This is a genomic window from Novilysobacter selenitireducens, from assembly GCF_020026895.1.
In the GTDB taxonomy this organism is placed as follows: Bacteria; Pseudomonadota; Gammaproteobacteria; order Xanthomonadales; family Xanthomonadaceae; genus Lysobacter_C; species Lysobacter_C selenitireducens.
In genome coordinates this window covers 245,192-269,655 of the sequence record NZ_JAINZW010000002.1, presented here as the reverse complement: position 1 = coordinate 269,655, position 24,464 = coordinate 245,192, and the positions used below count along the sequence as shown (strand labels likewise).

The 24,464-nt window shown below is 69.8% G+C and carries 25 protein-coding genes; 9 read left to right on the top strand and 16 right to left on the bottom strand.

The genetic code is table 11. The features are described 5' to 3' along the window. Positions 1 to 37 precede the first annotated feature (37 nt). Positions 38 to 1,051 (top strand): mechanosensitive ion channel family protein, encoded by a 1,014-nt coding sequence (locus K6753_RS05050; RefSeq protein WP_223675090.1) that lies wholly within the window; start codon positions 38 to 40, stop codon positions 1,049 to 1,051. Between the two features lie 33 nt (positions 1,052 to 1,084). Here K6753_RS05050 and K6753_RS05045 read toward each other — a convergent pair whose 3' ends face one another. Beyond that, positions 1,085 to 2,188, bottom strand: a complete 1,104-nt coding sequence (locus K6753_RS05045) for an HDOD domain-containing protein (RefSeq protein WP_223675089.1) — start codon at positions 2,186 to 2,188, stop codon at positions 1,085 to 1,087. A 236-nt stretch (positions 2,189 to 2,424) separates the two neighbouring features. On the opposite strand from K6753_RS05045, the gene K6753_RS05040 reads away from it, so the two are divergent. After that, the gene (locus K6753_RS05040; protein ID WP_223675088.1) at positions 2,425 to 3,462 is read left to right on the top strand and encodes a ScyD/ScyE family protein; all 1,038 of its coding nucleotides are present in this window, start codon (positions 2,425 to 2,427) and stop codon (positions 3,460 to 3,462) included. A gap of 80 nt (positions 3,463 to 3,542) precedes the next feature. Here the strand turns inward: K6753_RS05040 and K6753_RS05035 are convergent, their stop codons facing one another. Then, positions 3,543 to 5,657: a M13 family metallopeptidase gene (locus tag K6753_RS05035; RefSeq protein WP_223675087.1), complete on the bottom strand. Its 2,115-nt coding sequence runs from the start codon at positions 5,655 to 5,657 to the stop codon at positions 3,543 to 3,545. 306 nt (positions 5,658 to 5,963) lie between these two features. Between K6753_RS05035 and K6753_RS05030 the strand changes: the two genes are divergently transcribed. Further along, the gene (locus K6753_RS05030; protein ID WP_223675086.1) at positions 5,964 to 6,662 is read left to right on the top strand and encodes a class I SAM-dependent methyltransferase; all 699 of its coding nucleotides are present in this window, start codon (positions 5,964 to 5,966) and stop codon (positions 6,660 to 6,662) included. Here K6753_RS05030 and K6753_RS05025 read toward each other — a convergent pair. After that, positions 6,631 to 7,584, bottom strand: a complete 954-nt coding sequence (locus K6753_RS05025) for a glutaminase (RefSeq protein WP_223675085.1) — start codon at positions 7,582 to 7,584, stop codon at positions 6,631 to 6,633. The two genes, K6753_RS05030 and K6753_RS05025, sit on opposite strands and share 32 nt — an antisense overlap. A gap of 122 nt (positions 7,585 to 7,706) precedes the next feature. Continuing rightward, positions 7,707 to 8,678, bottom strand: a complete 972-nt coding sequence (locus K6753_RS05020) for a sensor domain-containing diguanylate cyclase (protein WP_223675084.1) — start codon at positions 8,676 to 8,678, stop codon at positions 7,707 to 7,709. A gap of 290 nt (positions 8,679 to 8,968) precedes the next feature. On the opposite strand from K6753_RS05020, the gene K6753_RS05015 reads away from it, so the two are divergent. Further along, positions 8,969 to 9,874, top strand: a complete 906-nt coding sequence (locus tag K6753_RS05015) for a diguanylate cyclase domain-containing protein (RefSeq protein WP_223675083.1) — start codon at positions 8,969 to 8,971, stop codon at positions 9,872 to 9,874. Positions 9,875 to 9,910: 36 nt separating this feature from the next. Here the strand turns inward: K6753_RS05015 and K6753_RS05010 are convergent, their stop codons facing one another. Further along, positions 9,911 to 10,834 carry a M14 family metallopeptidase gene (locus K6753_RS05010; RefSeq protein ID WP_223675082.1) on the bottom strand — a complete coding sequence of 308 codons (924 nt, stop codon included), beginning with the start codon at positions 10,832 to 10,834 and terminating at the stop codon, positions 9,911 to 9,913. Positions 10,835 to 10,913: 79 nt separating this feature from the next. Here K6753_RS05010 and K6753_RS05005 point away from each other — a divergent pair, with 79 nt between their 5' ends. After that, a complete protein-coding gene (locus tag K6753_RS05005; RefSeq protein WP_223675081.1) occupies positions 10,914 to 11,651 on the top strand; it encodes an rRNA pseudouridine synthase in 738 nt (245 codons plus the stop codon). A 229-nt stretch (positions 11,652 to 11,880) separates the two neighbouring features. Here K6753_RS05005 and K6753_RS05000 read toward each other — a convergent pair whose 3' ends face one another. Together K6753_RS05000 and ygiD are read right to left on the bottom strand one after the other, a co-directional pair. Continuing rightward, positions 11,881 to 12,801, bottom strand: coding sequence for a VOC family protein (locus tag K6753_RS05000; protein WP_223675080.1), 921 nt, complete (start codon positions 12,799 to 12,801; stop codon positions 11,881 to 11,883). Positions 12,802 to 12,883: 82 nt separating this feature from the next. Continuing rightward, the gene (ygiD, locus tag K6753_RS04995; RefSeq protein WP_223675079.1) at positions 12,884 to 13,729 is read right to left on the bottom strand and encodes a 4,5-DOPA-extradiol-dioxygenase; all 846 of its coding nucleotides are present in this window, start codon (positions 13,727 to 13,729) and stop codon (positions 12,884 to 12,886) included. A gap of 232 nt (positions 13,730 to 13,961) precedes the next feature. Here ygiD and K6753_RS04990 point away from each other — a divergent pair, with 232 nt between their 5' ends. Continuing rightward, a complete protein-coding gene (locus K6753_RS04990) occupies positions 13,962 to 15,071 on the top strand; it encodes an alkene reductase (protein WP_223675078.1) in 1,110 nt (369 codons plus the stop codon). A gap of 57 nt (positions 15,072 to 15,128) precedes the next feature. Here the strand turns inward: K6753_RS04990 and K6753_RS04985 are convergent, their stop codons facing one another. After that, positions 15,129 to 16,136: a zinc-dependent alcohol dehydrogenase family protein gene (locus tag K6753_RS04985; protein WP_223675077.1), complete on the bottom strand. Its 1,008-nt coding sequence runs from the start codon at positions 16,134 to 16,136 to the stop codon at positions 15,129 to 15,131. 179 nt (positions 16,137 to 16,315) lie between these two features. Here K6753_RS04985 and K6753_RS14755 point away from each other — a divergent pair, with 179 nt between their 5' ends. Continuing rightward, positions 16,316 to 17,416: a GGDEF domain-containing protein gene (locus K6753_RS14755; RefSeq protein WP_223675076.1), complete on the top strand. Its 1,101-nt coding sequence runs from the start codon at positions 16,316 to 16,318 to the stop codon at positions 17,414 to 17,416. 69 nt (positions 17,417 to 17,485) lie between these two features. Beyond that, positions 17,486 to 18,103 (top strand): trimeric intracellular cation channel family protein, encoded by a 618-nt coding sequence (locus K6753_RS04975; RefSeq protein ID WP_223675712.1) that lies wholly within the window; start codon positions 17,486 to 17,488, stop codon positions 18,101 to 18,103. 30 nt (positions 18,104 to 18,133) lie between these two features. Here K6753_RS04975 and K6753_RS04970 read toward each other — a convergent pair whose 3' ends face one another. From K6753_RS04970 to K6753_RS04940, 7 genes are all read right to left on the bottom strand, one after another. Continuing rightward, the gene (locus tag K6753_RS04970) at positions 18,134 to 18,667 is read right to left on the bottom strand and encodes a GlsB/YeaQ/YmgE family stress response membrane protein (RefSeq protein ID WP_223675075.1); all 534 of its coding nucleotides are present in this window, start codon (positions 18,665 to 18,667) and stop codon (positions 18,134 to 18,136) included. Between the two features lie 125 nt (positions 18,668 to 18,792). Continuing rightward, positions 18,793 to 19,284: a GFA family protein gene (locus K6753_RS04965; RefSeq protein ID WP_223675074.1), complete on the bottom strand. Its 492-nt coding sequence runs from the start codon at positions 19,282 to 19,284 to the stop codon at positions 18,793 to 18,795. A 64-nt stretch (positions 19,285 to 19,348) separates the two neighbouring features. Beyond that, complete coding sequence (locus K6753_RS04960) at positions 19,349 to 20,194, bottom strand: amidohydrolase family protein (protein WP_223675073.1); 846 nt, start codon at positions 20,192 to 20,194, stop codon at positions 19,349 to 19,351. Between the two features lie 179 nt (positions 20,195 to 20,373). Continuing rightward, complete coding sequence (locus K6753_RS04955) at positions 20,374 to 20,568, bottom strand: hypothetical protein (protein WP_223675072.1); 195 nt, start codon at positions 20,566 to 20,568, stop codon at positions 20,374 to 20,376. Positions 20,569 to 20,660: 92 nt separating this feature from the next. Further along, positions 20,661 to 21,179 (bottom strand): cytochrome b, encoded by a 519-nt coding sequence (locus K6753_RS04950; RefSeq protein ID WP_223675071.1) that lies wholly within the window; start codon positions 21,177 to 21,179, stop codon positions 20,661 to 20,663. Positions 21,180 to 21,301: 122 nt separating this feature from the next. After that, complete coding sequence (locus K6753_RS04945) at positions 21,302 to 21,859, bottom strand: DUF3228 family protein (RefSeq protein WP_223675070.1); 558 nt, start codon at positions 21,857 to 21,859, stop codon at positions 21,302 to 21,304. A 69-nt stretch (positions 21,860 to 21,928) separates the two neighbouring features. Beyond that, positions 21,929 to 22,240 (bottom strand): hypothetical protein, encoded by a 312-nt coding sequence (locus K6753_RS04940; protein ID WP_223675069.1) that lies wholly within the window; start codon positions 22,238 to 22,240, stop codon positions 21,929 to 21,931. A 402-nt stretch (positions 22,241 to 22,642) separates the two neighbouring features. Here K6753_RS04940 and K6753_RS14750 point away from each other — a divergent pair, with 402 nt between their 5' ends. Next, the gene (locus tag K6753_RS14750) at positions 22,643 to 23,431 is read left to right on the top strand and encodes an OmpA family protein (protein ID WP_319936647.1); all 789 of its coding nucleotides are present in this window, start codon (positions 22,643 to 22,645) and stop codon (positions 23,429 to 23,431) included. A gap of 165 nt (positions 23,432 to 23,596) precedes the next feature. Here K6753_RS14750 and K6753_RS04930 read toward each other — a convergent pair whose 3' ends face one another. Continuing rightward, positions 23,597 to 24,205 (bottom strand): hypothetical protein, encoded by a 609-nt coding sequence (locus K6753_RS04930; RefSeq protein ID WP_223675068.1) that lies wholly within the window; start codon positions 24,203 to 24,205, stop codon positions 23,597 to 23,599. Between the last annotated feature and the right edge of the window lie 259 nt (positions 24,206 to 24,464).

Here is a 24,464-nt window from a genome sequence, read left to right as displayed (position 1 = left end):
ATTGGCCAGACCCACACCGCGATTGGACCTGCAGCCCGTGACAGAGCGCCTGTATGAGGAGGCCTACAGCCTTGCAGCCGCATTGCCGCTGCTGGCGCTGGCCATCGCCCTCGTGGTCGTGGCCTGGCTGTTCGGCGGCTGGCTGTCGCGCCGGGCGTTGCTGGGGCGCATCTCGCGGCATAACCCGTTCATGCGGGAACTGGCCAGGACCACCGTGCGCTGGGCGGTACTGCTGGTCGGCGTGGTGCTGGCGCTGGAGCTACTGGACGCCACCGCCTTGGTCGGCGCTGTGCTCGGCACCGCCGGCGTACTGGGCGTCGCGATCGGCTTCGCCTTCAAGGACATCCTGGAGAACTACCTGGCCGGCATCCTGCTGAGCCTGCGCCAGCCGTTCGCACCCCGCGACCACGTGGTGATCGAGGGCCACGAGGGCCTGGTGGTCAAGCTGACCTCGCGCGCCACCGTCCTGATGACGCTGGAAGGCAACCACCTGCGGCTGCCCAATGCCCTGGTGTTCCGCGGGGTGATCCTCAACTACACGCGCAACCCCTCGCGCCGGTTCGAGTTCGAGGTCGGCATCGGCGTCCACGAGGACCTGGTGCGCGCGCAGGACATCGGTGTCTCGAAGATGGCAGCGGTCGAAGGCGTCGTCGACGAACCCGCGCCGCGCGCGTTCATCACCACGCTGGGCGATTCCGACGTGCGGGTGCGTTACCAGGGCTGGGTGGACCAGCGGTCGCACGACTTCGCGCAAGTCAAGAGCGAGGCGATCCGCGCGGTGAAGCTCGCGCTGGAACATGCCGGCATGGACTTGCCCGAACCGATCTATCGCGTCCAACTGAGCGAGCCGCGTTCCGCCAAGACGCGCGCTGCCGGCGACGCGGTGGTGCGGTCGGCGGACGCGGCGCCGCCTGCTCCCGTGCCGGATGTGGCTCCAGCCGACGAAGCCCAGCGGACCCGGGCGCGGCGGGACATCGAGCAACAGATCGACCTCGAGCCGACGCACGCGGGGGATGCCAACCTGCTGGACCCGACCGCGCCGCGCGAGTGACCGCGGTAGCCCCGCGAGCCGCCGGGTGCTCCGTCAGGCGGCTTCCCGGGTCAGCCGGCCCAGTAGCGCCGCGTCCGACTCGCCCGCGCCACCGAGCGTGGCCTGCGCGTCCTCCAGCGTCATGCGGTCCGCGCGTACCAGCATGGCCAGCGCGCCAGCCCGGCGTCCCAGCTCGAGCGCGTTGCCCAGCGGTGACTGCGTGTCGCGCGCCGGCTCCCGGTCCTCCGTGCCCGTGGCGGCCTGCTGTTCCGCCAGGGCCAGGTCCATGCGTTCGGTGAGCTGCCACGCCTTGGCGATGCGACGGGCCGTGGCAGCCGTCTCCGCCTGCAGCAACTCGACGCTCGCAGCCACGTCTACGGCCTGGCCCGGGTGCCGCGCGTACTGGTCGCGCAGCACCTGCAGCACCACCGTTCCACCCAGTCCAAACAGCAGCGCCAGCAGGTGCGCGGCAAACGCGTCCTCGCCACGCCTCCGGGCGAACTCCGCCGTGGCCAGGGCCGCCAGTTGCGTCTCGTCCCACGCCACGCCCATGGCCGTGCCGAAAGTGCCGCCACCAACGCCGCCCACCGGTTGCACGAGTGCGCTCGCGACGATCTGCCTCAGGCCGTCCGTGCCCACCAGCGCGACGGCGCGCTCCAGGCTTTCCACCGGCTTGGCCTGTACGCGGTAGAACGCGCTGTTGGCGATGCGGAGGAGGTTGCCGGCCAGCGCCGGGTCGCGCTGGATGATGCCGGCGATCGCCCGCCCCGATGCATCCGGGTCGTTGACCGCACGCATCAGCTGCGGCAACACCTGCGGACGGCGCGGCATGTAGCGCGGTTGCGACTCCACCCGCTCCAGCACCCGGCGCGCAGCGTCGTTGATGGCCAGCCCGGCAGGCGTGGGCGCCGTGGCCGGCAGCGCATCGCGCTGGAACATCAGCGCCGCAAGGCGTGCGTGGATATCACTGCCTCCGTCACGCTCGCCCTCTGCGAGGGGCGCCAACGGCTGCGCGGCGGCGGCCGGCGACGGGCGCGGACCCGCACCGCGGGTAACGCGTCGAGCCACGGCGGCACGCGCCGCGGCCCGGCGTTGTACGAGGACCACGCCAGCCGTCCCCACGGCCAGCACCGAAAGCACCACCATCAGTATCGACATGCCGACCTGCGCCCCCCAGCGAGGACGCCATGGTAGCCGCAGCGCGGCCCCTCTGCCGGTGTCCGTCCGGCCAACCTCCGCGCGCGCAACGCGGGTTCGCGGGACGAGCGTCGTGCCGTTCGTCAGCACCGCTCCCGGCCCTGTCCTTGTCCGACGTCCAACGCCGTTCGCACGGGTGGCGCGCGCGTGCAGGCACGGGGACGGTGCGCCTCCCGCCCCCAACCTGGAGATCGACCATGAAGACGTTCGCTGTGCTGGCGTCATGCCTGCTTGGACTGCTGTTCCAACCTGCCGGGGCCGCCACGGTCACGCAGGTGATGTCGAACCTGGACAACCCGCGTGGACTGGCATTCGGGCCCGACGGCGGCCTGTATGTCGTCGAGGCCGGACGCGGCGGCGCGGGTCCGTGCGCCGTCCTGCGTGGCCTGCCCCGCTGCTACGGACCCTCGGGCGCCGTGACGCGCCTGCTGGATGGCGAACAAAACCGCGTCGTCACCGGCCTGCCGTCCTACAGCGACGCCGGCTATACCGAGGTGACCGGTCCGCATGACGTCGGGTTCGCCGGGCCCGGCCGCATGTACATCACCGTCGGGTTCGGCGGAAACCCTGCGGAACGCGAGCTGTTCGGGCCGGTCGGCGCCAACTTCGGCACGCTGCTCTACGTACCCGGCCGGCTGCCGTGGCGCATCGTGACCGACGTTTCCGCGCACGAATCCGCCAGCAACCCCGCAGGCGGCCCCATCGACAGCAACCCCTATGGCCTGCTCGCCGGCCAGCGCGAACGCTGGATCGCCGATGCCGGCGCCAATGCCCTGCTGCGCGTGGCCGGCGACGGCGCGGTGTCTACGATCGCTTCGTTCCGCTCCCGCCCCAGCGCCATGAACGACGCGGTGCCGACCTCGGTGGTCCAGGGCCCCGACGGCGCGTTCTACGTGGGCGAGCTCACGGGAGCGCCATTCCCCGCGGGCGATGCACGGGTGTACCGCGTCGTGCCCGGCGAGGCACCGACGGTGTTCCACGCCGGCTTCAAGACCATCATCGACCTGGACTTCGGGCCCGACGGCAGCCTGTACGTGCTGGAGCATGCCACCGGGCCGGTGTTCTTCGGCGGCCCCGGGCAGGTGGTGAAAGTCGCGCCCAACGGCACGCGCAGCGTGGTGGTCGGCGGGCTGACCCGGCCGACCTCGATCCTGGCCGGCGATAGCGGCGAGCTGTACGTCAGCAACCAGGGCGTGTCGCTGCTGACCGGCGAAGTGCTGCGGATCGACCCGTAGTCCCGCCGCCGGTGTCGTGAAAACAAGCGGGGCCGGTCATCACGGCCGGCCCCGTCTTCAATCACGTCGATGCGAACGCATCACCAGATGCGGACGCGGTTCTCCGGCGCCACCCACAGCGGGTCGGCCTCGGTCACGTTGAACGCTTCGTACCACGCATCGATGTTGCGCAGCGGCGCGAACGCGCGGATGTGCCCCGGGGAGTGCGTGCCGTTGACCAGCTGCTGGCGCAGCGCGTCGTCGCGCCATAGCGTCCGCCACACCTGCGCCCAGCCCATGAAGAAGCGCTGCTCGCCGGTGAAGCCGTCGATGACCGGTGCCGGCTCGCCGTCGAGCGAGCGGCGGTAGGCCTCAAGCGCGATGGTCAGGCCGCCGAGGTCGCCGATGTTCTCGCCCATCGCGACCTTGCCGTTGATGTGCATGTCCGGCAGCTGCGGGAACTCGTAGCTCTCGTACTGCGCGCCCAGCTCGGCCGCCTGTGCTTCGAACTTCGCCGCGTCCTCGGCCGTCCACCAGTCGCGCAGCAGGCCGGCGCCGTCGGACTTGCGGCCCTGGTCGTCGAAGCCGTGGATGATCTCGTGGCCGATCACGCCACCGATGCCGCCGTAGTTCACGGCCGGGTCGGCGTCGGGATCGAAGAACGGCGGCTGCAGGATCGCGGCCGGAAACACGATCTCGTTCTTGACCGAGGAGTAGTAGGCATTGACCGTCTGCGGAGTCATGCCCCACTCGCCCTTGTCGACCTGCTTGCCGATGCGGTTGCGGTCGTAGTCCCACTCGAACTGGCGCGCGCGGTCGGCGTTGCCGAACACGTCGCCGTTGGCAATCTGCAGGCCGGCATAGTCGCGCCACTCGTCCGGGTGGCCGATCTTCAGGCCGAAGCCCGCCAGCTTGGACATCGCCTCGGCCTTGGTCTCCGGGCTCATCCAGTCCAGCTGCTGCAGGCGCGCGCCCATCGCGGCCTTCACGTTGGCGACCAGGTCGTCCATCTTGGCCTTGGCATCGGGCGGGAAGTACAGCTCGACATAGTCACGGCCGATCGCCTCGCCCATCGCGCCTTCGGCGAACGACACGCCACGCTTCCAGCGTGCGCGCTGCTCGGGCTGGCCGGACATGAACTTGTTGCGGAACTCGAAGTTCGCGTCGACGAATGCCCTGCTCAGCAGCGGCGCGGCGTCATCGATGGTGTGGAACGCCTGCCACGCCTTCAGCGTGTCCAGGTCGGTCGCGGCGAACACGGCCGCCATCTTCGGGAACGCGGTGTCCTGGCGGACGACGGCCTTCCCGGTGTGGTCGACACCGGCGGCATCGAAGAACGTCGCCCACGGGAAGCCCGGCGCCTTCGCGTCCATTTCCGCCAGCGTCACCGGGTTGTAGGTCTTGTCGCGGTCGCGGCTCTCGGCGCGGGTCCAATGCGCTTCGGCGATCTTCGTTTCCATCGCCATGATGGCGTCGGCGCGCGCCGCGGCGTTGTCCCAGCCCGCCAGCTCGAGCATCTGCGCGATGTACTGCACGTAGCGCTCGCGTTGCGGCGCGAATTTGTCTTCCAGATACATCGCGCGGTCGCCCAGGCCCAGGCCGGACTGGCTCAGGTACAGCGTGTAGGTGTCGGGGTCGCGCTGGTCGTCGGACACGTACGCGCCGAAGAACGTGCCGCCGAAGCCGCCCATGCGCTCACCCATCAGGCGCGCGAGGCCGTCCTTGTCGTCCACCGCCGCGATGGAGTCGAGCTTGGGCTGCACGGGCTGGCGTCCGAGCGACTCGATCGTCGCCTCGTCCATGAAGCCCTGGTACAGCGCGGCGATCTTGGCGGCGTCGCCATCGGTGGCCGGGTCGCCGGCCTCGTAGCCCTCGACCAGCTGGCGCAGGCGCGCCTCGGACAGGTCGCGCAGCACCAGGAACGAGCCGTACATCGACTTGTCGGACGGGATCTCGGTGTCCTCGGCCCAGTTGCCGCTCACGTAGGCGAAGAAGTCCTCGCCCGGGTCGACGTCGCGGTCCATGCCGGCGGTGTCGATGCCCCAGGTGCCGTAACGGTCGGCGGCGACGGTGGCGGCACCGCCGCCGGCCGGGGCGTGGTCGTCGAACAGCACGCGCACGTCGTTGCCCGTCACGGGCACGTGGTTCTGGGCGGCCACCGGTGCGGCCAGGGCCAGCGCGAGGGCGGTAGCGGTAAACAGCAGGGTCTTCTTCAAGGCGATCTCTCCGGGTTTGACAGGCAGGCCCCGCTCGACGCGTCCGGCTGGCAGGCGGGTCGAAGGCCGACCCGGGGTTGTACCCCACCTTTCGAGCACGCGCGCAGTGCCAAGGGTTGGGATGGCCGATGCGGCAAAGCTGAACCGGTCAGCCCCGGGCGTGCGGCTCATGTCCGGCCCATGCAGCGGCGCAGGCGCGTAGGATGCGGGGGTGCCACGCGGTCCCTCGCGTCCCGACCACCCCCACGGTCCGTCGACGCCCTTTCCTCCATCGCCGCCCACCCGGCGATGCACCCCGGACCGCCCATGCCCGGCTATGCCACCCGCGAGATCCGCCCGACCATCGGCGGACACGAGTACCGCCTTCGCGTACTCGCCGACACCCAGCAATACGCCGACCCCGATGGCCATGGCGAGCGTCTGGGCGTGTCATCGGCCCAATGGAGCCTGTTCGGCCAGTTGTGGCCGGCCGGCGAGATGCTCGCCCATCTGGTCGAAACAGTGCCTGTCGAGGGGCGCCGCGTGCTGGAGCTGGGCTGCGGCATCGGCCTGGCCAGCCTCGTGCTCAGGCGTCGCGGCGCGGACGTGGTGGCGTCGGACGTACACCCGCTGGCCGAGGTTTTCCTCGCCTACAACGCCGCGCTGAACGACCTGCCCGCCCTGCACTACCGCCAGGTGCTCTGGGACCAGCCGATGCCTGCGCTGGGCAAGTTCGACCTGATCATCGCCGGCGACGTCCTCTACGAACGCGGCCAGGCCGAGGTGATCAGCGCCTTCGTGGCCCGCCATGCGAACCCCTGTTGCGAAGTCATCGTCACCGACCCGGGACGCGGCAACAGCGCGCGCTTCGGCCGGTTGATGGTGGCGCAGGGCTTCGATGCGGCGACCGCGCCGTGGCCCACCATCGACTCGGTCGCGCCACCACCGCGCAGCCAGTACCTGCGCTGCGTGCGCGGACGCGCCCTGCCCCGCCTCAGAACACCGACAGCCCTGTCATCCGCGTAAAGCGGTGCAGCGCGTAGCGGCCGAGCAACGAATTGCCCTTCTCGTCCAGGCCCGGGTAGTAGGTGCACAGGCTCATGACGTGCGGCACCACGGCGACGATGCCGCCGCCGACGCCGCTCTTGGCGGGCAGGCCGACGTAGAAGGCGAAATCACCGGCCGCATCGTAGGTACCGGCGGTCATCATCAACGCGTTGATGCGCGTGGCCAGTTCCTCGCTCACGACGTCCTCGCCAGACACGCCGCAGTGGCCCTGGTTGGACAGGAACTGCACGCTGCGCGCCAGGTCCACGCAGTCCATCTTCAGCGAGCACTGCAGCCAGTAGAAGTCGAGCACGCGGTCGACCTCGTTGCGCAGGTTGCCGTAGCTCTTGATGAAGTTGGCCATGGCGATGTTGCGGTGGCCGCTCTGGCGCTCCGACTTCGCCACCACCTCGTCGACACCGACATCGGCATTGCCCGAGCGCCGGCGCATGAAGTCCAGCAGCTTCTGCTCGGCGTTGTCGCAACTCGACAGCACCACGTCGGCCACTACCAACGCGCCGGCATTCATGAAGGGGTTGCGCGGGATGCCCTTCTCGTACTCCAGCTGGATCAGCGAATTGAAGGGGTCGCCCGAGGGTTCCCGGTCGACGCGCTCCCACAGCTCGTCGCCGACGGCTTCCAGCGCCAGCGTCAGCGTGTGCACCTTGGAGATGCTCTGGATCGAGAATGGCTCACGCGACTCGCCGACCTCGAAGACATCGCCGTCCACCGTGACCAGCGCCATGCCGAAGCGGTCCATCGGCACGTCGGCCAGCGACTCGATGTAGTCGGCCTGCTCGCCTTCGCCCAGCCGCGCCGTTACCTCCTCGTGGATGGTGCCGAGGATGTCGGGCAGGTCGAGCTCGCTGATGTTGTGCCGGTTCTGGATCGGTTCGCGCATGGGGCCGCCCCGCAAGGAAAGCGCCACTGTGCACGCTTGCGCGTCAACCGCAGGTTATCGCCCAGCTGCAAGGCAGCGCCCGACGTTGCACTCCGGGTAACTGGCCGGGTACGGCAGCCCGGTCAGTGAGCCAGCTCGGCCGCGCGGTCGGCGACATCGCCCGCCACGGCCGGTTCGCCCACCACGCGATTGCGGCCGCCGAGCTTGGCCTGGTACAGGCGCCGGTCGACGGACTCGATGAACTCCACCGGGTCGGCACCCGGCTCGGGCACCGTGGTGCCGACGCCCGCGCTAACGGTCAGGCAGTCGCCCGTACCCGACTGCGGGTGATCGATGCACGCGTCCAGCACCTGTTGGCGGCAGTGCTCGGCAATGGCCGCTGCGGTGTCGCGGTCGGTCGCGGGCAGCACCAGCACGAACTCCTCGCCGCCGAACCGCCCCACGAAATCACGCGGCCGCCTGGCCACGGACTGCAGCAGGCGCGCGACCCGGCGCAGGCATTCGTCGCCCTTGAGGTGGCCGTGGTGGTCGTTGTACTGCTTGAACCAGTCGATATCGATCACGACCAGCGACAGCGGCTGGCGGTCGCGGCAGGCCGCCAGCCATTCGCGGTCGATCACCACATCGAACATGCGCCGGTTGGCGACGCCGGTCAGGCCATCCTGGTAGGACAGCTCCTCCAGCGTCTTCTGCAACTCGGCCAGTTGCTCCTCGCTGCGCTTGCGCTCGGTGATGTCGAACATGAAGCCGATCAGCTGCGTCACCTCACCCTGCGCGTCGCGCACGACGTGCACGACATCGCGGATCCACACGTAGCGGCCGTCGCGCGTCATGGCGCGGTAGTCGGCCTCGTGGTCGACGCCGGCCAGCGACTGCGAGACGCAGAAGTCGACCACGCGCTGGCGGTCGTCGGGGTGCATGCGCTCGACCCAGTCGTTGACAGTCGCCCAGCTTTCCGGCGTCCAGCCCAGCAGCGGCTCGATCTGCGGACCGATATAAGTGAACGTCTTGCTCGCCCAGTCGATCGTCCAGGGGATGGCGCGGGTCGATTCCAGCAGGGTCCTGTAGATGTCGCTGTCAGGGGCGTTCGGCACGGCGGCTTCCGGAAGGCAGGCGTGGCGCCATCGTACTGAACCGGCCCGGCAGGCGCCCCGGCTCCAACGACTGCCGGCCAAACCGTGGCTGCCATCGCCCTCGCGTGGGCCCGTGGAGGACAGCCGGACCTGGCCACCGCGGACCGACCCGGCCGAACGGCACGACCTTTGCAGGGAACCACGGCGATACCCTGACCGGCCAAGCGGAGTGGTCGCGCCAGCAGCCAGCCCGGTAGGCTGGCCCCCGTCGCAGGATGCGCCCGTGGTCCAACACGCTTGACCGGAACCGAATGCCCCGTCGACCCATGACGCCCACCCTGCCCCCTGCGATCGAGCTCCTGGACCTGCTGCCCGACGCCGTATGCGTCGTCGATGCCGACGGCCGCTTCCTCTATGTCAGTGCCAGCTTCGAGCGCATCCTCGGGTACTCGCGCGAGGAGATCCTGGGCCGCCAGACCTTCGACCTGGTCCATCCCGACGACCGTGCCGCCACCCGGCAGGCCGCCGGCGAGGTCATGGCCGGCGCGTTGCAGCGCCACTTCCGCAACCGCTATGTCCATCGCGATGGCCACAGCGTCGATATCCAGTGGTCGGCCCGCTGGCATCCCGGCTACGGCGTACGCGTCGCGATCGGCCGCGAGATCACCGAACTCCGGCAGGCCGAGCGCGAACTCGAGCACCGCGCGAGCCATGACCCGTTGACCGGGCTGCCCAACCGCCACCGCCTGCATGCCGAATTGCGCCAGGCCATCCAACGTCCCGCATCCGATGGCGCGGGCCTGGCGGTGCTTTACGTGGACCTGGACGGGTTCAAGGCCGCCAACGACCGCGGCGGGCACGATGTCGGCGACCGGGTGCTGGTCGACGTGGCTGCGCGGTTGCTCAAGGGCGTGCGGCAACACGACCTGGTGGCCCGGATCGGTGGCGACGAGTTCGTCGTGCTGCTGCGTGGCTGCAGGAATATCCATGCCGCGCGCACCGTGGCCGAGGCGCTGCGCGCCCGCCTGCAGCCACCGTTCCAGCTGCCTGATGGCCCCATCACCCTGGATGCAAGCATCGGCATCGCCTGCCACCCGCATGACGGCGGCACGGCGGAAGCGCTGCTGTCGCACGCCGATCGCGAGATGTTCGCGATCAAGCACCGGCGCCCGCGTGATGCGCGTGGCGCGGGGCGTGCCTCTAGTCGGGCGGGATGACCGGCCCGGGGTTTATCAACCCGAGGCCGGCCTACATCAGCCCGCGGTCAAGGCGTGGTCGAGGGCCGCACGTACCGCGGCTGCCTGCGCCGCGTTGCACTCGTCCGGGGTCGTGCGCGGGCTGTCCGGATACACCTCGGTGGTGGTCACATACGTCGCATCGGTAACGCCGGCGCACAGGCCCAGCGACTTGACCGGGTACAGGATGACGCCGGGGGACACCACGGTTGAGCCAATGATCTCGCCGCGCGCATCCGCCGGCGCGATATGCGTGACCTTCGCCACCGCATCGATCACCGCCTGCTGGAACGGCAGCTGCGGGTTCACGCTGTCGCCGACGGTGTAGAAGCCATCGGGGATCTCGCCGGGCTCATACGGTTTGCCGTCGCGCGCCGCGAGTGCGGGACGGAATTCGGACTCATCGCTATCGGTAGTCTCGTGCAGGTCGATGTGCAACAGGAAGCGTCCCTGCACCGGCGCGACCAGGCGCATCAACGCCGCGGCCTCTTCGGCGGGGCTGTCGTCGCGGAACGAACGGTTGGGGTCGATCGCGTGCATGTTCCAGCGGTGGATCCGCTCGTAGCCCCACGGGCTGACGCAGGGCACGATCAACAGGTTTGCGCGGCCGGCGTAGTCCGCGGCATCGCGCTCGGCGAACCGCAGCGCACCGTGCACGCCGCTGGTCTCGTAGCCGTGCACGCCGCCGGTCACCAGCGCCACGGGCAGGTCGTCGCGCCAGTCGCGGCTCTTGAGCGCCAGCAGCGGGTAGGTTTCGCCGGCGTAGTCGAGCCGCCCGTACTCCACGACGTCGAAACGATCGCGCAGGCGGTCGATGGCCGACAGGACGTCGTCGGCATGGCTGCGCTGCTTGCGCTGGCCGGCCAGCCACTGCGCGCGTTCGGCCTCGCCCCACGACTGGCCGGGGGTGCCGATCGGATAGGAGGTGTCTGGGTTCGTCATCGGGGAAGGCTAACAAATCGCCCCGCGGCTACCGCGCGGCGCGCCCGCTACACTGCCCGCCCCCGCCCAGGTCCAGACAATGCCCACTGCCACCCGACTCGCCCACCGCGTTGCCGACCTGTTCGGCTGCACGCGCGCCGAGGCCGAGCAATACATCCAGAACGGCTGGGTGTCGGTCGACGGCCACGTGGTGGAGGCGCCGCAGCATCCCGTCGACGGAGAGCAGGTGACGCTGGACCCCGATGCGCGGCTGGAACCGGTCGAGCCGGCCACCGTGCTGTTCAACAAGCCGGCGGGCGTCGACGCCATCGAAGGCCCCGATATGGCCGCGGCGCACGTCACGCCCGCCTCGCACTGGGAGGACGACCCGTCCGGCCAGCGCATCCTGCAGCGGCACTTCCATCGCCTGACGCCACTCGTACCGCTGGACCGCGAAGCCAGCGGGCTGATGGTGCTGACGCAGGACGGCCGCGTCTGGCGACGGCTGAGCGAGGACGCCGACGAGATCGAGCACGAGTACCTGGTCGAAGTCCGTGGCGAGATCGCGCCCTACGGCCTGCACCGCCTCGGCCAGGGCCTGGAGTACCGCGGTCGCGCCCTGCCGCGTTGCAAGGTGAGCTGGCAGAACGAGACCCGCCTGCGCTTCGCGATCAAGGCCGTGCGCGACGGGCAGTTGCGCGACATGTGCCGGCAGGTGGGGCTGGACGTCGTTTCCATCCGCCGCCTGCGCATCGGCCGCATTCCGATCGGCAAGTCCGCCAACGGCGCGATGCCGCCGGGTCAGTGGCGATACCTGCCGGTGGGCGAGAAGTTCTGACCGCGCATGCGCGTTTTTGCGCGGACGTGGTGCTGGCGCATCCGCGCGCCGTTGTAGGAGCGGCTTCAGCCGCGATCGCGCCGACGTCCCAGAGGGGCTGCGCAGTCCCCTGTAGGAGCGACGTGAGTCGCGACCACGGTCCTTGGCCGGGCTCCAGTCGCGACTTACGTCGCTCCTACAAGGTCTCGGGATCTCAGATCGCGGCTGAAGCCGCTCCTACAAGGCCGACTCAGGTGCCGCGACCCGCCTTCTCGATCGCCGCGACATCCAGCTTGTGCATCTCCAGGAACGCGCGCGTGACGCGGTCGACGGTGGCGCGGTCGCCGCGCGTCATCAGCTCGTCCAGCACTGCCGGCGTGACCTGCCACGACACCCCGAAGCGGTCCTTGCACCAGCCGCACTGTTCGGCCTCCGGCACGCTGGACAGCTGTGCCCAGTAGCGGTCGATCTCGTCCTGGTCGCGACAGGTGACGACGAAGGAGATCGCCTCGTTGAAGCCGAAGCCGTGCGGGTGCGCGCTGTCCATCGCCGCGAACCACGTGTCACCCAGCCGGAAGTCGGAGAACATCACGCTGCCCGGTTTGTCGGGGCTGGAACCTTCCGGGTAGCGCACCAGCTGCCCCGCCTGCGACCCGTCGAACACCGAGCGGTAGAACGCGCCGGCTTCCTCGGCCTTGCCGCACACCTCGCCGGTGAACAGCAGCGACGGCACGATGGGCGGACGCGGATCGCCGTCAGGGTCGGAGAGGATCAGCTGCCACGACAGGCCGTAGCGGTCCTGTACCCAGCCGTAGCGCTTGCTGAAGGGGTACGCGTCCAGCGGCATCAGCGCCTGCCCGCCCTCGATCAGCGCCGCCCACGTGCGGTCGAGCCGTGCCGCGGCACCGGGCTCGCGCGACGGGTCGAAGTTGACGAAGAACGACACCGACGGATTGAACTTGAACAGCGGCCCTGCGCTGATCGCCATGAACGGCTGGCCGTGCAGGGTGAATGCGACGACGTCGCAGTCGCCGGTGGGCGTGTGGTCCGACTTGAGCGTGACCACAGAATCGATGCCCGAATCCGGGAACAGACCGCAATAGAACGCGGCCGCCTCGCGGGCCTGCGTATCGAACCAGAGATGCGGCGTGATGGGTTTGACGAGGGACATGCGCGGCTCCTCCATGGGTGGGTGCCGTAACGACGGCCCAGCGACGGCCGGTTCGACACGGCACGGCCGGGTCATGTGGCGGCTACAGGTTGCTGTCTTCCGGCGGCGCATCGCTGCCCAGGGGCGGGGCGCCGGCCAGCGCGGCATCCAGCTCCGGACACGGCACGTCCACCGCGAACGACGTCATCGACAGCGACCCGTAGGCATACCCGTCGACCAGCACCTTGGGGGCGCTGCCCACGCGCGCGGTGAAGCCGGCGATATACAGCAGTGGCAGGAAGTGTTCGGGCGTGGGCGCCGCCTGCAGGAAACCGGGGCGATGCATCAACCCGGCCGCATCGCCGGGCGACCCCAGCATTGTTTCGACCGCCCCCTCGTTGAACCGGCGCGCCCAGTCGAACCCGGTGTCCGGCGCGTTCCGGTCCATCGCCCGCAGGTTGTGGACCACGTTGCCACTGCCGACCAGCAGCACGCCGCGCTCGCGCAGGGAGGCCAGCTTCGCGCCCAGTTCGACGTGGTACTCCGGCGGCTGCGCCGCATTGATCGACAGCTGCACCACGGACACGTCGGCCCGCGGGAATGCATGCAGCAGCACCGACCACGCGCCATGGTCCAGCCCCCAGCCCTCATGGTCGGCGCCGACATAGTCCGGGCTGGCCGCGTCGGCCACCTCCTCGGCCAGCTCCGGCAGCCCGGGCGCCGGGTAGTCGATGTCGAACAGCGCCTGCGGGAACCCGAAGAAATCGTGGATGGTGCGGGGCCTCGCCATCGCCGTCACCGCGGTGGCGTTGACGTACCAGTGGGCCGAGACCATCAGGATCGCCCGCGGCCGGGGCACCGCTGCCCCGAACGCACGCCACGCCTCGGTATAGCGGTTGCGCTCCAGCGCGTTCATCGGGCTGCCGTGGCCCAGGAAGGCGGCAGGCATGCGTTGCGGCATCTGCATGGCGATGGCCGATGGAGGGTCCGGGCGCATGCTGGGACAGCGCGCGCTAGCGGGGCATGAAGGCTCCCGGCGCCCGAGTGCCCACGACTGGCACGCAGTGTTCCCGCCGTGCCGGTCGTGGCGCCCGCCGCGGCCCCAAGGTCTGCAGTCCGCCGTATCCCGTGAGCCGACGGTTGCCGGCCCGCCGCACTGCCCACTTTCGACAGGAGCCCCCATGGCCAACGCATCCTCCACCCCGACCCTGTTCTCGCCGGCGCGCTTCGGCGACCTGGCGCTGGCCAACCGCGTCGTCATGGCGCCGCTGACCCGCAACCGCGCAGGAGCCGGGCTGGTTCCGTCGCCACTGGCCGCGGAGTACTACGCCCAGCGCGCCGGCGCCGGCCTCATCATCACCGAGGCCACCCAGGTCAGCCGCGGCGCGCAGGGTTACCTCGACACGCCGGGCATCTACACGCCGGAACAGGTCGCAGGATGGCGGGCGGTCACCGACGCCGTGCATGCCGAAGGCGGGCGCATCGTGGTCCAGCTGTGGCATGTGGGTCGCATTTCGCACACCAGCCTGTTGCCCGAGGGCGTGCAGCCGGTGGCACCCAGCGCCATTCGCGCCAATGCGAAGACCTTTACCGCCGACGGCTTCGTGGACGTGTCCGAACCGCGCGCACTCGCGCTGGAGGAAATCCCGGGCGTGGTCGCCGAGTTCCGGACGGCGGCACGCAACGCCATCGATGCGGGCTTCGACGGCGTGGAAATCCACGGCGCCAACGGCTACCTGATCGACCAGTTCCTGCGCGACGGCGCCAACCACCGCGACGATGCCTACGGCGGCAGCATCGAGAACCGCACGCGGTTCCTGTTCGAGGTGGTCAAGGCAGTCGCGGACGAGATCGGCGCGGGCCGCGTGGGCGTGCGCCTGTCGCCGGTGACCCCGGCCGGTGACCTGCGCGACAGCGACCCGCAGCCGCTGTTCGAGCGCGCGGTGGAGCGACTGGACACGCTCGGCATCGCCTACGTCCACGTGATCGAGGGTGCGACGGGTGGTGACCGCAATGTCGCGCCGTTCGACTACCCCGCGCTGCGCCGCCGCTTCAGCGGTGCGTGGATCGTCAACAACGGCTACGACCGGGCGATGGCGCTCGACGCGGTGGCCTCGCAGCAGGCTGATGCGGTGGCGTTCGGCGTGCCGTACCTGGCCAATCCCGACCTCGTGGCGCGACTGGAGCAGGACGCGCCGCTCAACACGCCGGACTCCGACACGTTCTATGGCGGCGGTGCCAAGGGGTACACCGACTATCCGACGCTGGAGGACGCCACAAGCGCCGCCTGACGCACGGACGATGCCGGCCGGGGCAACGCCCCCGCCGTGTTGTCCCCGCGCCCAGCCCTAAGCGGGGTCGCCGTTGGGCACCAGCACGATCTTGCCGCCGCGGCCGCCCTGGGAGGCGGCCGTGAGCGCGTCGGAGATTGCATCCAATCCGAAGCGGTGCGCCACCGGCGCATGCAACGTGCCCTCGATGATTTGCCGCGCCAGCGCGCCGAACAGCTCGGCACGCTGCGGGGCCGTGGACTGCTCGAACCACCGCGCCAGCCAGAAACCGCGCAGCGTGATGCCCCGGAAGATCAACGCCAGGGGCGAGAGTTCGCACGCGCCGCCGCCCATGGCGCCGTAATTGACCACGGTGCCGCCGGGGGCCAGCGCCTGCGCCAGCCGGTCCGTCGCGGCGCCACCGACCGCATCGATGCCCAGCCGGATCTTCGCGCCGTCCGTTGCGCCGCGGACGCGCTCGGCCAGGTCATCGCCATCGACCAGCACCGCATCGGCGCCTCCGGCTACCTGCGCGCAGGCCGCCTCGCGGCGCACCACGTTGACGGTGCGCAGGCCGCGCGCCTTCGCCAACTGCACCACGTAACCGCCGACAGCCGAGTTGGCGGCGTTCTGGATGACCCATTCGCCCGGCTGCAGGTCGACGATGTCCTGCAGCAGCAGCGCCGCGGTGGGCGGGTTGATCGCCAGCATCGACAGCTGCACGGGGTCGCCGGCATCCGGCAGCGGGACCAGTGCGTCGGCCCGCGCGGTCACATGCGTGGCCCAGGTGCCGATGCCCACCGGCAGCAGCACCCGCTGGCCTTCGCGGATCGCATCGAGGCCTGGTGCGGCTTCAACTACCCGCCCCACCCCTTCGTTGCCGCCCACCGCCGGCAAAGGCGGCAGCTGCCCGTAGTCGCCGGTGATCGTCATGAGGTCGGACGGGTTGATCGGCGCGGCCAGCACTTCGACGCGCACCTGGCCCGCCTCCAGCGGGGGCGGCGTGAAGTCCTCGACCTGCACGAGCTCGTGGGGCACTGGGCCGCGACGGGCGTAGCGGGCACGGCGGTAGACAGGTGTGTTCATGGCGATCGCCTGCAGGCAAGGGACAGGCACCCTACCGGAGCCCCTGTTAAGCGGACGGCCTCGCCGGGTCACGGCCTGCGCTTGCGCGGTGAACGCGTCCAGTCAAGTCCACGCCGCCGCTGCCGATACTTCCGGCGAGGCACCCACGCGGGCGCCCAGCGAGGGTTCGGATGGGGATGGTGTCCACTGTTGTCGACCTGGTAGCCAGCCGCGACCCGCGGCGTCGGCTGCGGCTGGTCCAATGGTTGATCGCCAGCCTGGTCTACGTGGGCGCAGCAACCCTGTTGATCACGGGCGTGGGCCAGGGGTGGATGGACACCGGCGCGCTCATGCTTTGGCTGGGCTTCGTGTTCTGCGTGTTGGCCGTGGGCTACGTGGCGCTCCGCAGCGGATGGACCGAGCGCTTCCGGGACCCGTCGTTGACGGTGTGGCAGTTGTCGATGGGCGTGCTCGCGGTGAACTGGGGATACCTCATCTGTGGGCCGATGCGAACGTCGGCGCTGCTGCCGCTCATGGTGATCTTCGCCTTCGGGGCATTCGCGCTGCGTTGGCGCGAAATCGCGTTCCTCACGGTGCTGGCCGTCACCAGCCTGGTCGGAGCCGTGCTCCTGCGCGCGTGGTATCCGGACTGGATCCCGGCCAAGGGCGAGGTGTCACCGCTCCGGCTGGACGTGAACAACGTGCTGATGATGGTGGTCGTCCTGCCGGCGCTCGCGGTCATCGCCGCACGCCTGTCGGGACTGCGGCAGAAGCTGCGCGACCAGCGCGAAGCCCTGGCGCAGGCACTGTCGGAGGTCGAGCGGCTGGCGGTGAGCGACGAACTCACCGGCATCGCGAACCGGCGATGGATGCGTACGCACCTTGAGAGGAGCATCGCGCTGTCGTCGCGTGAAATATCACCGTTCTGTGTCGCCATCCTCGACATCGACCACTTCAAGTCGGTCAACGACGCGCTGGGGCAAGCAGCAGGCGACGAGGTGCTCAGGGCCTTCGCCACGCGCGCCGCTGCCCAGCTTCGCGAGACAGATGCGGTCGGCCGCTGGGGAGGCGAGGAATTCCTGCTGGTGATGACGGGCAACCTGGAGGGCATCGGCCGCGTGCTGGAGCGCATCCGCAGCTCGGTCGCGACCGCTTGCGTCGAGGGCCACCCGATCACGTTTTCCGCAGGAGTCGCCCGCCACCGGCCCGGCGAGACCGCCGATGCACTGCTGGCGCGCGCCGACGCCGCGCTTTACCAGGCCAAGGACGCCGGCCGCGACCGCTACCTCGTAACCGCCTGACCGCCAATGGCGTGGCGCAATGGCTCCGGTACGATGCCGGGCCACCCCGCCGCCCTGCCCGGCCCCGCCATGTACTCCGGTTTCGTCACCGCCATCGATTTCATCGGCACGTTCGCGTTCGCGATCAGCGGCGCGACAGCGGGCGCACGCAAGGGCCTGGACCTGTTCGGCGTGCTGGTCCTGGCCTTCGCTGCGGCGACCGCCGGCGGCATCGCCCGCGACACCATGCTCGGCGCCACGCCGCCGGTCGCGCTGGTGGACTGGCGCTACCTCGCGATCTCCGCACTGGCCGGCCTGGCGACGTTCTACCGCTCCGAGACGATCGAACGCCTGCGCAATCCGGTGCAGCTGTTCGATGCCATCGGACTCGGGCTATTCGCGGTGATCGGTGCCGGCAAGGCGTTGGCCTACGGCGTCGGCCCGGTGGGCGCGGTGATGCTGGGTGTGCTCACCGGCATCGGCGGCGGCATGGTGCGCGACGTGCTCGTGATGCAGGTGCCCGGCGTGCTGCAGCGCGAGCTGTACGCCGTCGCCGCGCTGCTGGGCGCGGCCATCGTGGTCTGCGGCGACGCGCTGTCGCTGCCGGCCACGCCGGTGGCGGTGGGTGGCGCAGTTGCGTGCTTCGCGCTGCGGTTCATGGCCATGCGTTACGGCTGGCAACTGCCCGCGGCGACGCCGCGTACCTGAGCCGTCCGAGGGGAGCGGGTCTGGGGCGTACTAAAGGGTGGACGCCACCTCGCCCCCGCGTGCGCGCAGCAGCTCTGCGGCCTGATCCCGCTGGGCGGCGGAGAATGCATGCACGACCACCGTGGTGCGGCCCTCTGACATGGCATCGCGCGTGGCCTCAACGTAGCGGTCATGGTCGGGACGAAGCGAGACGAGTCCGCCCAGCATCAGCCCCGCAACCGCTCCGAAGAACAGCATGACCAACGCCGCCGCGATGGGCGAGCTCACAATGAAGGGGATCCCCATCGCATACAGCGCGGCGAATCCGAGCAGGCCGACCACCGCACCGGCGATGCCGAGCCTCACGTGCGCTACGACGATGGTCCGCCAGATGCCGCGGGTTTCGGGTTCGAGTTTTCGTCCCGGGTGCGGCTCGTCGGGCGTGACCAGCTGCACCTGGGCCGGACCCAGCGAGAGCGATTCGGCGACCGCATCCGCGGCTTGGCGCGCGAGCGACGCGTTGTCGAATACGGCGGCAACCTTGCTGTTGGACAGCTCGCCGGTCAGAAGCGATGTCTCGGACACGGCAGTCTCCTGGGAGGGCTACCCGGCGAGCTTCGCGCAGCCCCGGTTTCGGCTGCGTGATCGACCAGGTCCAGGCAACGGCACATGGCCCCCGGGCATGACCCCGTCGGGCCGGATCAGCCGCGTCAGCCGCCGTCGAGCAGGCCGTGCCGGCGATGCCAGTCTTCCAGCGACTCCTCGGGGAAACCGTCCACGTGCACGTCTCCTGGCCCCTCGGGTACCCGCACCCAGTTCGCCTTCGAGTCCAGCAGCATGTGGACCCGCTCCGGTGCCTCCGGCAGCGGTGTGTCGATGGCCGACGCATGCGGATGCACCAGCTCCGGCCACTCCGGGTCGAACAACCACAGCGCGCTGCCGCACCCGGTGCAGAAGTGCCGCTGGCCCGAACTGACGCGGCACCCGCCGTCCTCCTCGGCGATACGTGCGCGGTACACACCCAGATGCTCGCGCCCTTCAACCTCCAGCGTGTCGGCGCGTGCTCCGAGGTTGATTGCACTGCCGCTGCCGCCGGCGGTCTTCCGGCAGATCGAGCAGTAGCAGTGGAGGAACGGCACCGGTGCGTACGCCTCGCAGCTGAAGCGGACCTTGCCGCAGTGGCATGAGCCTTCGATCTTCATTGCTCGTCTCCTGGTCGGTCATCCGGTCGGACGCTCTAACCCTCCGATTCAGGGCGGTGCCGGGTCACTGCAGTCCGAACAGCCGCTGCGCGTTGCCCCAGCGGATCTTCGCCGTCTCTTCCGGTGTCAGGCCAAGGCGCTCCAGTGCGTCGACCGTGTCGGCCAACGACAGCTGCGGGTGGTCTGAGCCGAGCAGGATGCGGTCGATGCCGACGTTGCGCAGCGTCCAGACGAACTCGTCCTCGATCGGCGCGTCCGCCATCAGCACCACGATGGCGGAAATGTCGAAGTGGATGTTTTCGGCGAAGACGCCTTCGGCCGTGCGCGCCAGCGCCAGTACGTTCCAGAAACGGAAATCCAGCCCGCCGATGTGGGCGAAGACGAACTGCGTGTACGGCGCGCGAAGGGCGAGATTGAACAGGTCCTCGGTGTCGTCGGCGACGATGCCGGCGTTGTCCGTCAGCACCACCATGCCCAGTTCGCCCGCACGCCTCGCCACCGCCAACACGCGCGGGTCGGCCAGGTCGAAGCGCTGCGTATGCGGATGGATCTTCAGCACCTTGACGCCCTGCCCGGCCACGCGTGCCAGCTCGGCCAACGCGGCTTCGCCGTCGTAGGGGTGGACGGTGGCGATCGGCAGCACCTTCGGGTTGGCCGCTGCCAGCGCGATGATGCGGTCGTTGCCCGCACGCACCTGCTGCAGTTGCCCCTCGAGCGCCTGGTGCGGGCCGCCGAACCACATGGCGCCGTAGGCGCCCAGGTCGACATCGTCGTCCACCTGTCGCGCCTCGAACGACTCGGCCGACGCCGCGCCATCACGCAGGTGCACGTGCATGTCGAACACGCGCGGCTGTGCATGGGCGGGCGCCGTTGCAGCCAGCAGGAGGGCGAGCGTGAACAAACGTCGCATGACCGGGTCCTGTGATCGTGGGACCGGAAGGGTAACGCGGACCCAAGTACTCACGCCCAGCGGCCGGCCGGCGGCTCTCGCTGCGGCCCACGGCGTTGCTGCCACCGCTTCAAAGCCGTCCAGCGGGCGCAGGACCGCGAGACCCAGCGCTGAACGCACCTGGGCCTCGCGGGCGCCCCTCAGCCGCCGGCCAAACCACCGCCAACGCGACCTGGCAACGCGCCGTCCTGCTCGACAGCGTCCGCATCCTCGAGATCGCCGACTTCGCGGTCGAGTCCCTCGCGCGGGTTGGGCGCGGTGTCGTCTTTGCCAGACGGGTCCGGCCTGCGTGGCTTGTCGGATACGCGCGCGTCGTCTTTGGGGGAAGTCGTCATGGTCGGTCCTCCACTGGGGGACGTGCACCGTAGACCAGTGCGCGTCCACGCACCGGCAAGGTCACGCCCCTGATGCGTGACCGCGAAGTGCGTCACCACATACGACGCAGCACGCCGTCCCTCCGGATGAACTGGTGCCACAAGGACGCCAGCGCGTGGAGGGCGATGACCGCGTAGAACGCGTTGCCCACGTCCTCATGCAGGTCTTCCAGCACGTCACCCCAGGCCTCGCTGGGCATTAACCATGGACCCACTTCCCACCCGGTAAACGGGACAGGCAGGGCCTGGCCTTCCGCCCACACCGAGAGAATGCCCAACAGCGGCTGCACCACCACGAAGAGCAACAGCGCGAGGTGCACCAGGCGCGCCGACCACGCCTCGAATGCCGACCGTGTCGAGGGCGCATGGCCGGCGCCGATCCGGACCAGCAGCCGGGGGACGAACAGAAGGAGCAGCGCGAGGCCGGCCAGTACGTGCCACGCGCCGGCCCCGCCGCCGTCCAGCGATTCGGCGGACTCGGCGGTCAGGTACGCCAGCGCTACGAGCGCCACGCTCAGCCAGTGGACCCATCGGACCCGGCGCGGATAGCGGAACGGCGTGCTGGCGTCCACGGAAGCATCCTGGAGGGAGAACTCTGCCAGCGTGCCCCCTCCAGTCCCGACCACCATTGATCCATGTCAACTCGCCGCGGCCAGTCCGGCTACTCCGGACCGCGCAGAGCGTGGAGGCCGGACTACCCCCGCCAGTTGGCGTGCGTGCGCCAGAACGCCACGCTCCGCGCGTAGTCCTCGCGGTCCAGCGGCACGCCGGAGCCGCCCTCCTCCACGCCCAACGCGTTACGCAGCATCGTGATCGGCGCCATCGGGGTTTCCTCCGGCTCGGCGGTATACATGCAGCCGACCACGCCCCAGTCGGCGTCGATGTCGGTCCCTTCCTTCGCCAGCTGGTCGCGGCTGTAGAGGATGACGATGAGGTACTCGGCCACAGGCGGATCAATGCCTTCGAACCAGCGCACCAGCACCGGCAACTCGTCCTTCGTACGTGCTTCGTAGTCCGAGCGCAGCAGGTGGCGGTTGTCATCGGTGATCGGCACCGACAGGCAGCGCGTGGACGTCCAGTTGCGGTGCACGTGCAACTTGCAGAACGGCGCGTAGCCGTCGAGCACCTTCAGCGGCGGGCTGTCGTTGAGGTGGCGTTCGAAGGCCTCCGGCGTGACGTCCTGGATGGTGTTGCGTCGCGGCTCTCGCGGGAACAGGCGGGGACGGGCGAAGTCGGTCAGGACGATGGTCATGCGGCGTGGGTGTCGGGAAGGCAGCGCATTGTCCCCCACGTCGACCGGGTCGGCCCGTGCCAGTGCAGCTCATGGCAAGGTGAACTTGCGCATTGCGCGCAGCGGCCATACGGACGTGAACTTCGCGCCGCCCTGCAACCGGTACGCGGCCGACACGCCGTTCTCGACGCCCAGCCGGGTCAGCACGTCGCGGCTGCGCCGGAAAGACTGCCGCGGATCTTCCGTCAGCATGAACAGGTTGATCTCCTTGGGACTGACGTCGTACCCCTCGAGCACGGCCGCGCCGCCCAGGGCCTCGGCCAGCTCGCGCTCGATCGATTCGAGGAACGTCTCATCGGCCAGTGACTTGCGCCAGAACTTGATCACCAGTTGGTATTCCATCGGCCGATTCTAGACCGGGCACGGGGGCGGGCCCGGCAAGGATGTGCGGCGCGGTCCGCCGCCACAGGCATTCGATCAGGTTCACCAGCGTTCCTGCCATGCACTGATGACCCCCAGGCCGCGGTAACAAGGGTTGTCGGCGGCGGCATTAACACCCTGCCGCCTGCCGCCCACCCGTCACCGCCTGCGCGCCGGCGGTCCCCCTGCGTGTACCGAGGGGCATGGCCGGGGCCACCAAGTGTCAATGGCAGCCGCAATGCGGAGGCGTGACCCTTGGACGCGGCCTTCCCAACGGCCGCCTCCAGGGCAGCCGGACCCGGCCCGATGCCATCGGGCCTGCCCGGCCAATCTGGACCGCACCCTCTTTGCTGCTGGGCAAGCCAATTCGAAAGGTATCGAGCCATGACCACCGAGAAGCCACGGAAACACCTTCTACTGACTGCCGTCTTCCTCGCCTGTCTCGCATCGCTGCCCGCGCTGGGCGCCGATGGCGATACATCCACGTTCGAAGGCCTTATCACGCGCATCAGCGGCGATACGATCACGATCAAGGACAGCAACAACGTCGAGCATGCAATCACGCTCACCCCAGAGACGACCTACAAGAAGCGGGTCGGCCTGGCAGCCGTCCGGTTCGAACGCGCGGAGCGCACGGCACTGATCCCAGGCCTGCCGATCATCGCCGACGTCGTTGAACAGGGTGACGCGTTCAACGCCACGGGCATCTCGTTCAAGTCCGAGCAACAGAGGACGGCGCAACAGGTCCAGGCCGGCGTCGAGGAAACCTCGATGCGCACGGCGGAGAACACCGAACGTATCGAGAACTTCGGCACGTACGAGGCCCTGGCCACGACCGAGGTCCTGTTCGATTCGGGCAGCGCGGCGATCTCGGACAAAGGCAAGGCCGATCTCTCGGCCATCGCCGAGAAGAGCAAGCAGACCAAGGACTATCGGGTGGTCGTGCAGGGCTTCACCGACTCTACCGGCGATGCCGCAGCCAACCAGCGGCTCAGCGACCGGCGCGCCCAGGCGGTGACCACCTACCTGCAACAGCAGGCGGGACTGTCGCCGGGCCGCGTCATGGAGGGCGACGGCATGGGCGTGGCCGCCGATGCCGGGTCCGGCAGCAACGCCGGCGCCCGCAAGGTCGTGGTCAGGCTGGTGGTCGACAAGGGCGTACAGGGCGACTGACGGCGGCAACGCACAACGCCGGACCGCCCATCGCTACACCGGGGGCGGGGCCTGCTGAGGCGGGGCCCCGCCCTTCTCCCGGACGGGTCACGCCGACGCGGCGAATACTTCGGCAGTGGTCGGCGGCGCCATCGTGCGTACGTACCGGAGCGCCGCCCATCCCACTCACGGGCCGCAGGTCAGCAGCCCGTCGTAGGTGCGCTCGGCCCCGTCGGCCCGCTGCACGGTGAGCGTCGCCACGTGCTGCGTGGACTCGTTGCCCGTGGGTTGCGCCGAACCGCGCGCCAGCACCACCGTCATCCCCTTTCCGCTCAGCGTGATGCCGTCCGCGAGGTCGTTGAACCCGCCTGCGCGCCCGTTGGCCAGCGCCTCGACGTACCCGTTGTTGTTCACCGCGCCGCGGACCATGCCGTCCGGCGTGACATCGGCGCGCGCCAGCAGCAGCGTGGCGCCGGTGTCAGCACTGAAGCTGCATGCCAGTTCACCCGGCAGGTCGACGCCCTGCAGCTGGCCGGGGGTCAGCGGCTGAAGGGTGATCTGCGAGCCGTCACCGCCGCGGGTCGGCCCTTCGGTGTTCGGCGAGTGCGGCGCGTCCGCCATTTCGGGCGCCTTTGGCTCCGTTTCGGCATGGGGGCTGGGCGGGTCCGCGGGCTCGGCGACCGTCGTGGAATCGGTGGCCGGGGCGGCCTCGTCGGCGGGGCCGGACCGGTCGCTGCATGCAGCCAGCACCGGCGCGACCAGACACATCATGAGAAGGGCGTTACGTGCGCGCATGCAGGCTCCGGCAGACGATTAGGAGCCCTCAGGGTGCACGCCGCGGCGTTAGGACGGCATCGCGGCCATCTGCACAACGCGACCTACGCCACCTTGGGAACCGCCAGCCGAATCACACGCAGACCGGATTTGCCTCGCGGCTGCCGGTGTCGTTGATCGAGCCAATGTCCCGCCCGCCCTGCCCGCCTGTCCCGCGCGGACGACCGTGGGAACCTTCCGCCCGACGGCCCGTTCCCCCCGGCTCCGGGCGCATACTCCG

Excerpts from the sequence above, each read along its gene's own strand:
- K6753_RS05045 (WP_223675089.1), bottom strand. The coding sequence starts at position 2,188 with ATGTCGATACTGATGGTGGTGCTTTCGGTGCTGGCCGTGGGGACGGCT.
- K6753_RS05040 (WP_223675088.1), top strand. The coding sequence starts at position 2,425 with ATGAAGACGTTCGCTGTGCTGGCGTCATGCCTGCTTGGACTGCTGTTC.
- K6753_RS05030 (WP_223675086.1), top strand. The coding sequence starts at position 5,964 with ATGCCCGGCTATGCCACCCGCGAGATCCGCCCGACCATCGGCGGACAC.
- K6753_RS05025 (WP_223675085.1), bottom strand. The coding sequence starts at position 7,584 with ATGCGCGAACCGATCCAGAACCGGCACAACATCAGCGAGCTCGACCTG.
- K6753_RS05015 (WP_223675083.1), top strand. The coding sequence starts at position 8,969 with ATGCCCCGTCGACCCATGACGCCCACCCTGCCCCCTGCGATCGAGCTC.
- K6753_RS05010 (WP_223675082.1), bottom strand. The coding sequence starts at position 10,834 with ATGACGAACCCAGACACCTCCTATCCGATCGGCACCCCCGGCCAGTCG.
- K6753_RS05005 (WP_223675081.1), top strand. The coding sequence starts at position 10,914 with ATGCCCACTGCCACCCGACTCGCCCACCGCGTTGCCGACCTGTTCGGC.
- K6753_RS05000 (WP_223675080.1), bottom strand. The coding sequence starts at position 12,801 with ATGTCCCTCGTCAAACCCATCACGCCGCATCTCTGGTTCGATACGCAG.
- ygiD (WP_223675079.1), bottom strand. The coding sequence starts at position 13,729 with ATGCCTGCCGCCTTCCTGGGCCACGGCAGCCCGATGAACGCGCTGGAG.
- K6753_RS04990 (WP_223675078.1), top strand. The coding sequence starts at position 13,962 with ATGGCCAACGCATCCTCCACCCCGACCCTGTTCTCGCCGGCGCGCTTC.
- K6753_RS04985 (WP_223675077.1), bottom strand. The coding sequence starts at position 16,136 with ATGAACACACCTGTCTACCGCCGTGCCCGCTACGCCCGTCGCGGCCCA.
- K6753_RS04975 (WP_223675712.1), top strand. The coding sequence starts at position 17,486 with ATGTACTCCGGTTTCGTCACCGCCATCGATTTCATCGGCACGTTCGCG.
- K6753_RS04965 (WP_223675074.1), bottom strand. The coding sequence starts at position 19,284 with ATGAAGATCGAAGGCTCATGCCACTGCGGCAAGGTCCGCTTCAGCTGC.
- K6753_RS04960 (WP_223675073.1), bottom strand. The coding sequence starts at position 20,194 with ATGCGACGTTTGTTCACGCTCGCCCTCCTGCTGGCTGCAACGGCGCCC.
- K6753_RS04955 (WP_223675072.1), bottom strand. The coding sequence starts at position 20,568 with ATGACGACTTCCCCCAAAGACGACGCGCGCGTATCCGACAAGCCACGC.
- K6753_RS04945 (WP_223675070.1), bottom strand. The coding sequence starts at position 21,859 with ATGACCATCGTCCTGACCGACTTCGCCCGTCCCCGCCTGTTCCCGCGA.
- K6753_RS04940 (WP_223675069.1), bottom strand. The coding sequence starts at position 22,240 with ATGGAATACCAACTGGTGATCAAGTTCTGGCGCAAGTCACTGGCCGAT.
- K6753_RS14750 (WP_319936647.1), top strand. The coding sequence starts at position 22,643 with ATGACCACCGAGAAGCCACGGAAACACCTTCTACTGACTGCCGTCTTC.
- K6753_RS04930 (WP_223675068.1), bottom strand. The coding sequence starts at position 24,205 with ATGCGCGCACGTAACGCCCTTCTCATGATGTGTCTGGTCGCGCCGGTG.